The organism is Parafrankia colletiae, assembly GCF_001854655.1.
Taxonomy (GTDB): Bacteria; Actinomycetota; Actinomycetes; order Frankiales; family Frankiaceae; genus Parafrankia; species Parafrankia colletiae.
This window is the reverse complement of sequence record NZ_MBLM01000134.1, coordinates 46779-59863: the sequence shown is the minus strand read 5'-3', so window position 1 is coordinate 59863 and position 13085 is coordinate 46779. Positions and strand designations below refer to the sequence as shown.

The 13085-nt window shown below is 70.2% G+C and carries 9 protein-coding genes and 3 tRNA genes; 6 read left to right on the top strand and 6 right to left on the bottom strand.

Annotated features, from left to right (window positions below):
- The first annotated feature begins 4 nt into the window (after positions 1–4).
- Both CC117_RS22500 and CC117_RS22495 read left to right on the top strand, forming a co-directional pair.
- Positions 5–1456, top strand: a complete 1452-nt coding sequence (locus CC117_RS22500) for a hypothetical protein (protein ID WP_071087318.1) — start codon at positions 5–7, stop codon at positions 1454–1456.
- A gap of 296 nt (positions 1457–1752) precedes the next feature.
- A complete protein-coding gene (locus CC117_RS22495) occupies positions 1753–4146 on the top strand; it encodes an MMPL family transporter (protein WP_071087316.1) in 2394 nt (797 codons plus the stop codon).
- Positions 4147–4175: 29 nt separating this feature from the next.
- Here the strand turns inward: CC117_RS22495 and CC117_RS22490 are convergent, their stop codons facing one another.
- Positions 4176–5525, bottom strand: a complete 1350-nt coding sequence (locus CC117_RS22490; RefSeq protein WP_071087314.1) for a nucleotide disphospho-sugar-binding domain-containing protein — start codon at positions 5523–5525, stop codon at positions 4176–4178.
- 166 nt (positions 5526–5691) lie between these two features.
- On the bottom strand, positions 5692–7263 hold the full coding sequence (locus CC117_RS22485) for a class I adenylate-forming enzyme family protein (RefSeq protein WP_071087312.1): 1572 nt from the start codon (positions 7261–7263) through the stop codon (positions 5692–5694).
- A 222-nt stretch (positions 7264–7485) separates the two neighbouring features.
- On the opposite strand from CC117_RS22485, the gene CC117_RS37535 reads away from it, so the two are divergent.
- From CC117_RS37535 to CC117_RS22480, 4 genes are all read left to right on the top strand, one after another.
- Positions 7486–7573: transfer RNA gene (locus CC117_RS37535), tRNA-Arg, on the top strand.
- 68 nt (positions 7574–7641) lie between these two features.
- A tRNA-Arg gene (locus CC117_RS37530) sits at positions 7642–7729 on the top strand.
- Between the two features lie 68 nt (positions 7730–7797).
- Positions 7798–7885: transfer RNA gene (locus tag CC117_RS37525), tRNA-Arg, on the top strand.
- A 155-nt stretch (positions 7886–8040) separates the two neighbouring features.
- On the top strand, positions 8041–8841 hold the full coding sequence (locus tag CC117_RS22480) for a helix-turn-helix domain-containing protein (protein ID WP_071087310.1): 801 nt from the start codon (positions 8041–8043) through the stop codon (positions 8839–8841).
- On the opposite strand, the gene serS is transcribed toward CC117_RS22480, so the two are convergent.
- The 4 genes from serS to CC117_RS22460 form a co-directional block, all read right to left on the bottom strand.
- Entirely contained in the window at positions 8825–10117 is a 1293-nt protein-coding gene (serS, locus tag CC117_RS22475; protein ID WP_071087308.1) for a serine--tRNA ligase, read from the bottom strand. The two genes, CC117_RS22480 and serS, sit on opposite strands and share 17 nt — an antisense overlap.
- A gap of 110 nt (positions 10118–10227) precedes the next feature.
- Positions 10228–10611 (bottom strand): nuclear transport factor 2 family protein, encoded by a 384-nt coding sequence (locus tag CC117_RS22470; protein WP_071087306.1) that lies wholly within the window; start codon positions 10609–10611, stop codon positions 10228–10230.
- Positions 10612–10727: 116 nt separating this feature from the next.
- Positions 10728–11489, bottom strand: a complete 762-nt coding sequence (locus CC117_RS22465; RefSeq protein WP_071087304.1) for a thioesterase II family protein — start codon at positions 11487–11489, stop codon at positions 10728–10730.
- Entirely contained in the window at positions 11486–13063 is a 1578-nt protein-coding gene (locus tag CC117_RS22460; RefSeq protein ID WP_071087302.1) for a long-chain-fatty-acid--CoA ligase, read from the bottom strand. The genes CC117_RS22465 and CC117_RS22460 overlap by 4 nt, the downstream gene beginning before the upstream one ends.
- Between the last annotated feature and the right edge of the window lie 22 nt (positions 13064–13085).

The following is a 13085-nucleotide window of genomic DNA, read 5'->3' as shown; positions in this document are numbered from 1 at the left end:
ACACATGTCGTTGAAACAAGCGGTCCGCAGGTCGGTGCTGGTGGCCGTCACCGTCGCCGCGATCGGTGGTGGCTGCGCACCCGTCGGCTCCGGCGGGGGAGGGGGCACGGGTGCAACCCCGACGGCCTCGCCCTCGGTGCCGACGGCCTCGCCGTCGCAGCCGCCTGCCGCCCCGGCTGGCACCCCGACAGGCACCCCGCCCGCCTCGCCGACGGTCCGTCCCACGACGCCGTCGTCCTCACCCACCGCGGCGGGAACTCCGACGTCCACGCAGACCACGGGTCCGACCGGGCCGGTGTCCGGCGCCTGCGGGCGGGCGGCGGGGGCCGCGCCGGCAACGCGGATCACCGAGGTGAGTCTGGGGTCGCCGGTGGTCAGCTTCGCGCCGCAGGGTGACACCGACCCGCTGCCGGCCGCGATCGCCGCGGCGCCGGGTGGCGGGTCGTGGCTGGCCTGGCTGGGGACCGACGCGAAGGTCCGCCTCGGCCGGCTCGACTGTGCCGACCAGTTGGTCGGCACACCCACCGCGCTCGACGCCGTCGACCTGCAGGACGTCCGGGCGGACGCGGACGGCGTGGTGGTGCTGCTGACCCGTCCCGGCCCGCAGGGCAGCGGCCGGTTGTGCGGCGGGACGTCCAGCCCGACCAGGACGATGTGGATGGTCCGCCTGGACAACACCGGCCGGCAGGTCTGGGAGCGCCAGGTCACGAACCTGAACGCCAGCCGGGGCGGCTACGACCCAGGCGCCCTGTTCGTCTGGTGGTACAACCACCACGGCACCCTGGCCTTCGACGGCACCAACTACGCCGCCTACTTCGAGGCGGCGATCACCGTGGCGAACGGCGCCTGCGTCGACATCCACGAGGGCGACCGCATGCAGGTCGTCAACGCCACCACCGGCGCCCTGGTCTCCGGGCACGACAGCTTCGAGTGGGGCTGCAGCCACGCCTGGGACTCCCACCTCGCCTGGGATGACCGCACCGGCCACTTCGCGATGGTCTGCGCGACGGACAACAACTGCCGCATCGCCCGGCCCGACACCCGCCAGACCGTCGTCGCCGGGGTCTGTGACGGGACGCTGTTCGGCGGCAACATCGTGCTGGCCGGCGACGTGGGCTACTGGACGGCCTGGAGCAACGGCAACCAGGTGCGGCTGGAGCACTTCTCCACGGGCGCGTCCGACCGCACGGTGGTCACCGCCGCCCGCAGCCAGCACTCGCACCTGGCCGCCTACGGAGCGGGGCGGATGCTGCTGACCTGGCGGTCCGGTTCCTCGACCACCGCCCAGGTCTTTGATTCCACCACCGGCAACACCGTGGGCGGCCAGTTCACGATCGCGGTGCCGGATCACACCTACGTGGAGGCCAAGGACTATTCCGACGGCAGCGTGGCCTTCCCCGCCGCGGGCGCGTCCGCGACGTCCCTGCGGATCGTCCGGATCCTGCCTCTGCGGTGAGCGAACTGACCATCTGACCTGACACCCTGACATCGCGGGAGGGTGGTCGCACGGCGCGTCAATCCTTGACGGCCGGGCGGCCCACCCCGCTGCCGAGCGTGGCGCCACGTCGCAGAAAGTGGCCCGCACTGTCGGGTACGCGACCATCGTCGCGATTCGACAACTCGGGTGCCTGATCGCATTGCCCCATCCGCATACTGGCTGCCGGGAAGCGTGTGCAAGGCTTGTGAGCAACTTGGATCTGATCGCCGGTGCCAGGTCGTTCGCCGGATGCCGGATAGTGGGCAGGAGAACTGATGAAACGGATCGCCGAATTCGCTGTCCGGCGCCGATGGCTGGTCGTCGTTGGCTGGATCGCCTTCGTCGTCGCGGCGCAGGGTATCGCCAGCGCGATGGGTGGAGCCTCGTACCGTGACACCTTCAGCCTGCCGGACACCGAGACCGCGTCCGTGGCGGACCTGCTCGAAGGCGCCGGCCTGAACAACCAGAACGGCGCCACGGGCACGGTCGTGCTCAAGAATCGGGACGGAGCGTTCACCGAGGCTCCCGATGGGCTGGAATCGGCGCTTACCGGGGTGTGTGACTCAGGTAACCATGTGGCGCTTATCACATCACCGTGGGCCTCGATTGATTGCGCAAACAACGGCGCCGACGCGCCCGGGAACCCGCAGCTGCTCAACAGTGCGCGCGGCTCCACCACGGCGCTGGTCAGCATCACCTGGGAGAGCGACTTCTACGACACCGAGCTGTTCGTGAACGTTTACGACCAGTTGGTGGAACTGCGTAGCGACGACCTGCAGGTCGAGTTCACCGGAAACGCGTTCACCGGCATCGGCCAGAGCGAGGGGTCGGGCCTGTCGGTCCTCATCGGCTTCGGCGCCGCGCTCGTCATCCTGGCGCTGGTGTTCCGCACCGTGGCGGCCACGGTTCTGCCGTTGGCCACCGCGCTCGTCTCGCTCATCAGCGGCCTCGGTGCGATCTACATCCTCAGCCACGCCATCAACGTCTCCAACATCACCCCGTACCTGGCCGAGCTGATGGTCATCGGTGTCGGTGTGGACTACGCGCTGTTCATCGTCACGCGGCACCGCCGCAACCTGCGGCGTGGCATGCCCGTCTCGGAGTCGATCGTGAACGCGATCAACACCTCCGGCCGGGCGGTGCTGTTCGCCGGCACGACCGTGTGCATCGCGATCCTCGGCCTCATCGCGCTCGGAGTGAGCTTCTTCAACGGCATGGCGGTGGCGACCGCGCTCGCGGTCGGTCTCACCATGATCGCCTCGCTCACCCTGCTGCCGGCCCTGCTCAGCCTGTTCGGCCTGAAGGTGCTGCCGCGCCGGCAGCGGGCGGCGGTGCGGGCCGGCGACTTCATCGACGACGAGCAGGTCGGGGTGTGGGCTCGCTGGTCGAACTTCGTCGCCCGGCAGCGCATCGGCGTCGCGGTCGTCTCGGGTGTGATCATGATCGCGATCGGCCTGCCGATCTTCGTCCTGCAGCTGGGCGCCAGCGACCAGGGCAGCGACCCGAAGAGCTCCACGACCCGCGCCGGCTACGACCTGATCTCGGACGACTTCGGTGTCGGCTACAACTCCGCGCTGGAAGCGGTCGTGAGCGGCCCGGGCGCCTCGGACGAGGCCTACCTGGAGCGCGTGTCCACCGTGCTGGCCGACACCCCGGGTATCGACCCGGCCAGCGTGGCGCCCCTGCCGTTGGCGGAGAACGTCGCCTTCGTGACCTTCAAGACGACTACGTCACCGCAGTCGGAGAAGACCTACGAACTGGTGCGGCACCTGCGGTCGTCCGTGCTGCCCCCGCTGTATGACGGCACGCCGAACCAGATCTACGCCTACGGCGAGACGGCGATCAACGTCGACTTCGCCAGTGTGCTCGCCCGGAAGATGCCGCTGTTCATCGCGGTCGTGGTCGGCATGTCGTTCGTCCTGCTGCTCATCGCCTTCCGCAGCCTGGTGATCCCGCTGACCGCCGCGGTGATGAACCTGCTCGCGGCTGGTGGAGCATTCGGTCTGTCCGTGGCGATCTTCCAGTGGGGTTGGCTCTCCGAAGCCATGGGCGCCGGGCCGGGTGGTCCGATCGACGCCTGGATGCCGGTCATGCTGTTCGCCATCCTGTTCGGCCTGTCCATGGACTACCAGGTCTTCCTGGTCAGCCGTATGCACGAGGAATGGATCCACACCCGCGACAACAAGCGGTCGGTGACCGTCGGGCAGGCTGAGACCGGCGGCATCATCACCGCTGCCGCGATCATCATGATTGCCGTCTTCCTCGGCTTCGTGATCAGCCCCGGCCGTGCGATCAAGATTTTCGGTACCGGGCTCGCGGCCGCCGTGTTCCTCGACGCGTTCGTCCTGCGGACCATGCTCGTACCGTCGGTGATGCACCTGGTCGGAAAGTCGAACTGGTACCTGCCGAAGTGGCTGGACCGCATCATCCCGCACGTCTCGGTCGAACCGGCCGACGAGCCCATCGCCCACGGTGCCGTTCCCGCCCAGGGCGCGGTTCCCGCCCAGGGCACGGGCACCGCGCCGGACACAGCCACGGCCGCCTCGCCGGACGCGTCGACCACGCCGGACGCATCAACCACCCCGGACGGGGCGACCGCGCCGGACGAGAACCCCGGCTCCTCCGACGATGGCCGGCCCGGCCCGGACCGGGAGACGGCCCGCTCCTGAGAACCACACCGGGGCGCCAGACGGTGCCGTCATCGCCTGGCGCCCCGGTAGCTGGACCTGGAGTCGATCGACCGTCGTCCCTGACGGGGTACGGACCGCCTCGGCGCCGATCCGTCGGCGAGCTGCTCGAGCAGCTCGGCCGCCCGGGTCTCGCGTCCTGCCTGCGCGATCTCGGCCTGCATCCGACGCGCGGCGGTGGCGTACCGGGAGTCGCCGAGAACCGCCGCGACAGCTGCCCGGACCGCGGCCGGCTCCGGGGTCTGCGTGCGCAGGTTCACCCCGACGCCGGAGGCGGCAATCCTGGCGGTGACCTCGATCTTGTCCTCCGTTCGGCCCGCGCCGACCATCGGGACGCCGTGTGAGAGCGCGAGCTGCACACCGCCGTAGCCGCCGTTGGTGACGAACACGTCGACCCACGGGAGCAGCTGGTCGAACGGGATGAACCGCTCCACCCGCGCATTGGCCGGCAGCGGCCCGAGCTCCGCCGGGTCGCCACCCCCGGTGACCGCGACGACGAGAACGTCCTCGCCCGCGAGCCCGGCCAGCGCCGGTCGGATCAGCTGATCGGCGTCGGTGGCGATCGTTCCCTGGTTGATGAGAACGACCCGGCGTCCGGACAGCTCGTCCCACCAGGACGGCGGCCGCCACCCGGGGTCGACCGACGGGCGCGGCGGCCCGACGAACGAGACCTGGCCTGGCAGGTCCGAGACGTCGTACTCGAAACTGGGCGGACTGAACTGCAGATAGAGCGCAGTGGCCAGCGGGTAGGAGAAAATCGTTCCGGTTGCCGCGGGAAGGCCGAACACCCGCCGGGTCCGGTTGATGTCGGCGGTGACCGGCCGATACACCACCTGGCGCGTGAAACTGTCCAGCATCCTGTTGCGCAGCCGGCCCAGTGGGCCGGTGGCCGGCGCCAGTCCCGTGCCGAAGGGCGCGAGATCCCTGCTGGGGAAGGGCAGGACGCTGATGCCGAATCCGGCCAGCGGCGGTCCGCCCAGTTCCTGCAGGAGTATCCCGCCGATGAACGCGGTGTCGGTGACCACCGCGTCAGCCGGCTCCTCCTGCAACAGCGCCGTCAGGTCCCGAACCTGGTTCGGCGCCGGCTTCGCAAGCGCCTGAACCAGGTCGAACCGCAGCTTCTTCAGCCCGGACAGTGCCCGGCGCCGCGGGAAGTGCTGATCCAGCCCGACGAGGCTGTAGTCGAAGGCCGGGTCTGTGATCGGACGGAATCGCGCACCGGCCGCGGTGATCTTCGCCTCGAAGGCGGCGCCGGTGTACCAGCGCACGGTATGACCGCGTTCGACCAGGGCGTGGGCAATGGGCAGTGCGGGCACGGTGTGGCCGACGGCCGGGATTGTGGCGAACAGGAATCGCGACATTCTTCCCCTCGGGCAAGGTCGACGGCTGCGCGACAGCCTGCATACGAGCTGGCCCGTGGTCACCACGAGACGAGCCCTCTTCGGATTCCACGTGCCACCCGACGCCTTGACTCGCATGCTGCCACCCTGAGGCGGCTGTCCTCGCCACGCCGTGCCGGGGCCGCGCCTACGTCAACCGGCCGTCCCTGATCAGGGAGCGGAGGCCCCGGCGGTCGGGCTTGCCGCTCGGCAGAGCCGGTACCTCGTCGTCCGCGGCGACGATCCACCGGGTCGGGACCTTGTAGCTCGACAGCCGGGCGCGGGCGCGGGCGGTGAGAGCGGCCACGTCGATGCCCGCCGTGGCCGGGACGATGACCACGCACACCTCCTCCCCACGGCCAGGATGCTCGATGCCGGTCACGATGCAGTGCRCCACCTCGGGAAACTCCTCAAGGACGGCCTCGACCTCGCGCGGTGACACGTTCGACCCGGCGACCTTGATCAGTTCGCTGTCCCGGCCGACGTAGAAGAGCCGAGGGTCGCCCGTCCTCCGGTAGACGCGGTCGCTGGTGTGGTACCAGCCGTCCGCGTCGAAGACCTCCCAGCGTTCGCGCTTGTTGTAGCCGGCCATCGCGCCGATGCCGCGGATGAGCAGCTCGCCGACCGTCCCGTCCGGGACCGGCGCGCCGTCGGCGTCGATGATCGAGGTCTCGGTGAACGCGAAGCTCCCGCCGGACTCGGTCAGGCTGCGGTGGGTCGGATGACCGTCCGGGACGCCCGCCATCGAGAGATCCACCGGTCCGTCCCGGAGCGCGGGAGCGCTGCGCAGGTCCCGGTCGGGAAAGGACGGGTGCAGCCGCAGCTGCTGGGTGAACGCCGGCCAGCCGACGACGCCGTTCGCACGCTCCCGCTCGGCGAGGTCGAGAGCCGCCCCGGCCTCCAGCCGTGCCAGCACCAGCACCGCGACAGGCTCGTGCAGAGCGCCGGTCGCGGCCAGGATCCCGCCGATCCAGAAGAACGGCATCGCACAGAGGATGCGGGGCTCGTGGTCGACGCCGGTGAGCCCGCGGATCGCCGCCGGCCAGGTGGAGGTCTGACGCACCAGCGTGCCGTGGGTGTGCAGCACGCCTTTCGGGTCAGCGGTCGAACCGGAGGTGTGGACCATGAGTGCCAGGTCGGCCGGGGTCACCTCGGTCTCCACCGCGGCAAGCAGCTCGGCCCGCACCATCGCCGGGTCCCGCGGATCCCAGCGGGTGGCCCACCCCCGGTCCGTCGGCCCGGTCAGCACGATCCGCCGCAGGTACGGCGCGCCGGCCAGCTCGAGCTGACCGACCGGCTGCCCGGCGAGCTGCCCCGCCAGTTCCGGGAAGGCCGTCTCGAACCGATCGGCGATGTCGATGCTCAGCACTGTCGTCGGCGCGATCAGGAGCTGCACATCGGCCAGCCGCGCGACCTTGGCGATCTCCATCGGCTGGTACAGCGTGCTGAACGGAACGGCCACGGCCCCGATCCGGCTCACCGCCAGCCACCAGACGGCCCACTCGACGCCGCTGGGGAAGAACAGGCCCACCCGGGTGCCCTTGCCGACACCCTCGTGGAGCAGCCACCGGGCCGCCCGGGCGGACCGCGCCTCCGCCTCGGCGTAGGTCAGCCGGTCGGTGAGCGAGACGAGGTAGTCGGCGGACCCGAACTCCCGCACACAGCGCCCCAACAGATCAGGCACGGTCGGACGGATCTCGTTGCCGGTCGGTGGCCGCACTGTRAGCTTCCCGCCCTCCGCGATGACGTTTACGGATCAGTATGGGCGTCGCGCAGGTGGCGCAGCCAGGGTTTCGACCCTCGTGCAGCGCTCGGCCGGCCGCCCCGAGCAGACCGACGACGTCAGACCGACGTCAGCGGCACATCAGAGGCAGGGTGCACAGTAAGAACTGCAAGAAACGAACTGCACCGCACCACCCGCACCACCCGCACCATGTTTCTGGGAGAGGTTTCCGTAGCGGCCTAACGGGGCCCGGGCTTCGGTCTGGGAGGATCTCTGATCCACGTAGGTTCGAATCCTGCCCTCTCCGCGTTTCACTGTCAGGCTGTAAGGGAGGGGTTGTACCGCGCCACCCGTACCATCGGCATCATGTTTCTGGGAGAGGTTTCCGTAGCGGCCTAACGGGGCCCGGGCTTCGGTCTGGGAGGATCTCTGATCCACGTAGGTTCGAATCCTGCCCTCTCCGCGTTTCACTGTCAGGCTGTAAGGGAGGGGTTGTACCGCGCCACCCGTACCATCGGCATCATGTTTCTGGGAGAGGTTTCCGTAGCGGCCTAACGGGGCCCGGGCTTCGGTCTGGGAGGATCTCTGATCCACGTAGGTTCGAATCCTGCCCTCTCCGCGTTTCACCACCAGTGGCCCGCCGCCGGGCCGGTGCCTCCGCACGAGGGAGGTGCCGGCCCGGCGGCGGTGTCTGTGGGATACACATGTGGTTGCGGTCCGTTGCCATGGCGTACGGTCGGTGTCGATCAGGACCGCCGGATGGCAGGAGGCTGCATGACCACGGCGATTGCCGGGACGTACCGTAGCCCACAGGTAGGTGAGCTGTTGCGGCTCTGGCGGGAGCGCCGACGTCTCAGCCAGCTGGAACTGGCGTCGTACGCCCAGGTCTCGGCCCGTCATCTGAGCTTTCTGGAGACCGGCCGGGCCCGCCCGAGCCGCGACATGGTGCTGCGGCTCACCGACCAGCTGGACGTCCCGCTGCGGGACCGCAATGACCTGCTTCTCGCCGCGGGTTATGCGCCGGCCTATCCGGAGACCTCGCTCACCGCCCCGCAGATGTCCTCGGTGCGGACAGCGGTGCGCAGCGTGCTGGCCGGCCATGCGCCGTATCCCGCGGTCGTCGTCGACCGGGACTGGAACATTGTCGACGCGAATCCGAGCCTGTCGCTGTTCACCGACCTGGCCGCTCCGGAGGTGCTCGCGCCGCCGGTCAACACACTGCGGCTGGCCCTGCACCCGCTCGGAATGGCGCCGTGGATCCTCAATCTCGGTGAATGGCGGGCGCACCTGCTCGGCCGCGTGCGGCGGCGGGTCGCGGCGGACGGTCGGCTGGCGGACCTGTACGCCGAGCTGTCGAGCTATCCGTGCGACGAGGAGGAGCCCGAGGTCGCCGTCCCGGGAGCCGGGGACATCTTCGTACCCCTGCGGCTGCGGGTCGGCGACCAGGAGCTGTCCTTCTTCTGCATGGTGGCCACATTCGGCACACCGCGCGACGTCACCGTCGCCGAGCTGACGATCGAGTCGTTCTTCCCGGCGGACGCGACGACGACCGAGGCTCTCAGGTCCGGGGCGTGATCTCGATCAGCCGCTGGCCGCCGAGGTAGGGGACGAGGACGTCGGGCACCGTGACCGAACCGTCGGGGCGCTGGTACTGCTCGAGGATGGCGGCGACGGTGCGGCCGACGGGCAGGCCGGAGCCGTTCAGCGTCGCCGCGAAGCTGGTGGCGCCGTGGCGGTCCCGGATCCGGATACGGGCCCGGCGGGCCTGGAAGGTGCCGCAGTCCGAGCAGGACGAGATCTCCCGGTAGTCGTCCTGACTGGGCAGCCACACCTCGATGTCGAAGGTCTTGCGGGCGGAGAACCCGATGTCGCCGGCGGGTAGCACGACGACCCGGTAGGCCAGCCCGAGGCGGCGCAGCAGCTCCTCGGCGTGCCCGAGGAGCAGCGCCAGCTCCTGCTCGGACTGCTCGGGCGCGCAGATGCGTACCAGCTCCACCTTCGCGAACTCGTGCAGCCGCAGGATGCCCCGGGTGTCCCGGCCGTAGGAGCCGGCCTCCGACCGGAAGCACGGTGTGTGGCCGGTGAGCGCGAGCGGCAGCTCTGCCGCGTCGAGGGTCTCCCCGGCGTGCAGGCTGGTCAGCGGCACCTCTCCGGTCGGGATGAGGTAGAGATCGCGGTCCCCGACCCTGGTCCGGAACAGATCCTGCTCGAACTTGGGCAGCTGTCCCGTCCCGGTCATCGTCTCCCGGCTGACCAGGCTCGGTACCGCGTACTCGGTGTAGCCGTGCTCTCTGGTGTGGACGTCCAGGAAGAAGGCGGCCAGGGCGCGTCCCAGCGCAGCGCCCTGGCCCCGTGCGACGGCGAACCGGGCGCCGGAGAGCCGGGCGGCCCGGCGCATGTCCAGCACCCCGGTGAGCTCCCCGATCTCGGCGTGGTGGCGGGCCGGGAAGTCGAACACGGGCGGCGCGCCGACCCGGTACAGCTCGACCGCCTCGGCCGCCGAGTTCCCGTCCGGGATGTCGTCGGCTGGCAGGTTCGGGATCGCCAACAGCACGTCGTCCAGCTCGGCGGAGACCAGGCGGTGCTCGGCCTCCGTCTGCTGGATCCGTTCCTTGAGCTCCCGCGCCCGGCTCCGGACGTCGGCCTGGGCGACCCCGCCGGATCGGCCGCGGTCCCGGCCGGCCCGGGCGAGCTGGTTGGACTCGGCCCGCAGGCGCCCGACCGCGTCCACCGTCTGGCGGCGCAGCCGGGTCAGCTCGCCCAGGGTCGTCAGATCGAGGGAGTGGCCGCGGCGGCACATCCGCGCGACGGCCTCCTCACCCGAGTCGAGCAGTGCCTGCGGGTCATGCATCGGGATCCCTCTTCCGCGTCCGCGTCCGCCGGGTGCCGGGTCCCGGGCGTCAGGTGTCGGGTTTCTGTGTTCTCGCCGGATCAGGCCACGCCGGACCCGGTCAGTTCACGTCAGAGCGACGGCGGCTTCATGCCGAACTGGTAGTCGATGGTGATCTGCCCGTCGGCGTTGGTCACGATGAAATCCCGGCCGAAGGTGTCGACCGCACCGGTCGCGGTGCTGACCATCACCCAGCCGAAGAGACAGCCGCCGTGATGGYCGTAGGCGTCGTTCTGGGAGCGGAACGAGAATCCCTTGGTGAAGTACTCGTTGTGCGCGGCGGTGACTGCGTTCTCGATCATGTCGCGGCCGCTGACCACGAAGAGCCGGTTGTAGTAGGTGCCGTCCTCCGCCCAGATCTCGTCGATGATCTTCCGGCGGGCGGCGGGGTCCTCCTCGTTCCAGGAGGCCATGTAGCGGTCGACGAAGTTGTTCCAGTCGCTGTTCGGGATCATGTCCGTGACTCCTTCGGGTGCGCAACGAACGAACGGGAACGAAAACGGGACGGGTCGGGGGCCGCCTCGGGCCGAAGGCGAACCACGCGGCGCGGTACCAACCGCGCCGCGCGGTACTAACGGGCCGGGGCCAGGTAGTGGCGCAGGTGGCTGACAAGGTCGAGGGCGATGGCGAGGCCGCAGTCGTCGACGAAGAAATGGCCGCCGGGAAACTCGCGGTTGCCGAGGTAGCTGGTTCCGCGGCCGAGCCAGGAACTGACGGCGCCCTCGCTCATCAGGGTGTCCGCCCGCCCGGTGTAGGTGACCAGCGGGCACGGCACCCGGGCTCCGTCGTCCACCAGATAGGCGCAGACGGTCAGGTCGGCCCGGGTCGGCGGCATCGTGATCGCGAGCATCCGCTCGTCGGTGTAGATCTCCGGTGGTAGCGAGCCGAGGCTGATGAGCCAGTCCACCAGCTCCTGCTGCGGTGCGTCGATCTTGTCCTTGGGGGGCACCAGAAACCCCCGCGGCGTCCAGCCGGCGGCGCCGACGAGCACCGGTGGGGGGCCGCCGTACCGATCGATCGCCACCGCCAGCCGGTAGGCGAGCAGGGCGCCCAGCGAGTGGCCGAACAGTGCGTACGGCCGGTCGTCCAGCTCGTCCATCAGAGCCTCGTACAGCGCGTCGACCAGGGGCTCCGGCCGGGTGAACGGCGGCTCGGAGAGCCGGTCCTGCCGGCCGGGCAGCTGCACGGCCTGCATCGCGACGTCCGCGGGCAGGTACTCCGCCCAGCCGTGGAAGGTTGACGCGCCGCCGCCCGCGTGGGGAAGGCAGAACAGCCGGACCGCGGCCTCCGGGTCGATCTCGGCCGGCTGGAACCAGCGCGGCCGCGGGCTCATGGTGTCTCCCCGCCGGCCGCGGCCGCCGCGCCGGCCCGGGCCCGCAGCTCGCGGCGCAGGACCTTCCCGGTGGGGTTGCGGGGCAGCTGATCGACGAACTCGTACCGGTTGGGAATCTTGAAGTCGGCGATCCGGCCGCGCAGCCAGCGCATCAGGTCACGGCCGGTGACGGTGACGTCCGGCCGGGCGACGACGACCGCCTGGACGACCTCGCCCCACCGCGGGTCCGCCACCCCGACCACGGCCGCGTCGACCACGTCCGGATGGGTCCGGATGGCGTTCTCGACCTCGACCGGGTAGATGTTCTGCCCGGCAACGATGATCATGTCATTGATCCGGTCGCAGATCACCAGGTAACCGTCGGGGTCCAGGTAACCGGCGTCCGGCATGTGCAGCCAGCCATCCTGGACGGTCTCGGCGGTGGCGTCCGGACGGTTCCAGTACTCCAGGAACCGGGCCGGCGTCCGTACGCACACCTGACCGATCTCGCCGGCGGGCAGGGCACGGCCCTGCTCGTCGACGATCCGCACCTCGTTGCCCGGGCAGGCCCGGCCCGCGGTGCCCAGTTTCGGGTGGCCGGGCACATGCTCGTGCGGGGCGAGCGCGGTCACCACGCTGCCGGTCTCCGCGGAGGCGTACATCTGCGCCAGCTCGCAGCCGAACTCCTTGACGCAGCGCAGCATCAGCGCCGCCGGCATGGGCGCGCCGCCGTAGACCACCTTGCGCAGCGACGAGAACGCCTCCGGGGTGGCACCCCGCTCGTCCAGCATCATCTGCAGCATCGCCGGGGCGGCGAAGGTGTTGGTGATCCGGTGATGCCGGATCAGCCGCACCGCCTCCTCCGGCACGAACATCCGCATCACCACGCTGGTCCAGCCGACCACGAAACCGTGCAGGAACCAGGCCATGCCGCCGGAGTGCAGACCGGGGAAGGCGATCAGCGCACGGTCCGTCGACAGCCAGTCGATCCAGTCGTTGCCGGCCCGGCGGATGTTCTCGATGAAGACGAAGTAGGTGCGGTGCGCCAGCACGACGCCCTTCGGCAGYCCGGTGGTGCCGCTGGTGTACATCTGCACCACCGGGTCGTCCGGGCCGGTGCCCGGGTCGAGCGCGGTGTCGGGCTGGCCGGCCTTCCAGGCCAGGAACCCACCCGACCTGGTGCCCGGGGTGTCGACCGTCACCACGGTCACCGGCCGCGGCAGGTCCATCCGCACCCGCTCGACGACCGGGCGGAACTCCTCCTCCACGAAGATGATCTCGGCGTGGGAGTCGTGCAGGACGTGGTCGACCTCGCGGGCGGTCAACCGCCAGTTGATCGGCACCAGCACGGTGCCGCTCTTCGCACAGCCGAGCACCAGGTCGTAGTAGTACTCGGACTCCCGGCCGAGGTAGGCCACCCGGGAGCCGCGCCGCAGCCCGGCGGCGAGCAGTGCGTGCCCGGTGCGGTTGCTCTCCCGGTGCAGCTGCGCGTAGGTCAGCTCCCGGTCCTCGCAGATGAGGGCCACGTGATCGGGACGACGTGCGGCGTGCACCGCGGACCTGGCCGTCAGCGTGTGGGCGTCGGGATCGATCATGACCTCACTCCGTCTGTTGTCT

Coding starts and splice junctions, on each gene's coding strand:
- CC117_RS22465 (WP_071087304.1), bottom strand. CDS start 11,489: ATGAGCCCGCGGCCGCGCTGGTTCCAGCCGGCCGAGATCGACCCGGAG.
- serS (WP_071087308.1), bottom strand. CDS start 10,117: ATGCATGACCCGCAGGCACTGCTCGACTCGGGTGAGGAGGCCGTCGCG.
- CC117_RS22495 (WP_071087316.1), top strand. CDS start 1,753: ATGAAACGGATCGCCGAATTCGCTGTCCGGCGCCGATGGCTGGTCGTC.
- CC117_RS22490 (WP_071087314.1), bottom strand. CDS start 5,525: ATGTCGCGATTCCTGTTCGCCACAATCCCGGCCGTCGGCCACACCGTG.
- CC117_RS22480 (WP_071087310.1), top strand. CDS start 8,041: ATGACCACGGCGATTGCCGGGACGTACCGTAGCCCACAGGTAGGTGAG.
- CC117_RS22500 (WP_071087318.1), top strand. CDS start 5: ATGTCGTTGAAACAAGCGGTCCGCAGGTCGGTGCTGGTGGCCGTCACC.